The organism is Xanthobacter autotrophicus (genome assembly GCF_029991245.1).
GTDB classification, from domain to species: domain Bacteria; phylum Pseudomonadota; class Alphaproteobacteria; order Rhizobiales; family Xanthobacteraceae; genus Xanthobacter; species Xanthobacter autotrophicus_C.
This window is the reverse complement of sequence record NZ_JAIVFO010000383.1, coordinates 1-431: the sequence shown is the minus strand read 5'-3', so window position 1 is coordinate 431 and position 431 is coordinate 1. Positions and strand designations below refer to the sequence as shown.

At 71.5% G+C, this 431-nt stretch carries 1 pseudogene; it reads left to right on the top strand.

Annotated features, from left to right (window positions below):
- A pseudogene (locus K9U41_RS23330) lies at nucleotides 1-431 on the top strand (tryptophan--tRNA ligase); the annotation flags it as partial.

The window sequence follows — 431 nt, the reverse complement described above, 5'->3', positions numbered from 1 at the left end:
ATCCAGTACAAGGAGAAGGGCCGTGGCCACGCCTCCACCCGCGTCTCGCTGTACACCTACCCCGTGCTGATGGCGGCCGACATCCTGCTCTACCGGCCGACGCAGGTGCCGGTCGGCGACGACCAGCGCCAGCACGTCGAGCTGACCCGCGACCTGGCGGTGCGGTTCAACCACGCCTACGGCCCGGTGTTCACCGTCCCGGAGATCCCCACCCCACTCGCTGGGGCCCGTGTCATGGACCTGCAGGCCCCGACCCGCAAGATGAGCAAGTCCGCGGCGCCGGGAGCCGACAGCGGGGTGATCCGGCTGCTCGACCCGCCGGACGTGGGGCGCCGCAAGATCGCGCGGGCGGTGACCGACTCCGACACGGGCCCGGACGCCGTACGCGCGTCGTCGGACAAGCCGGGGGTCTCCAACCTGCTCGACATCCT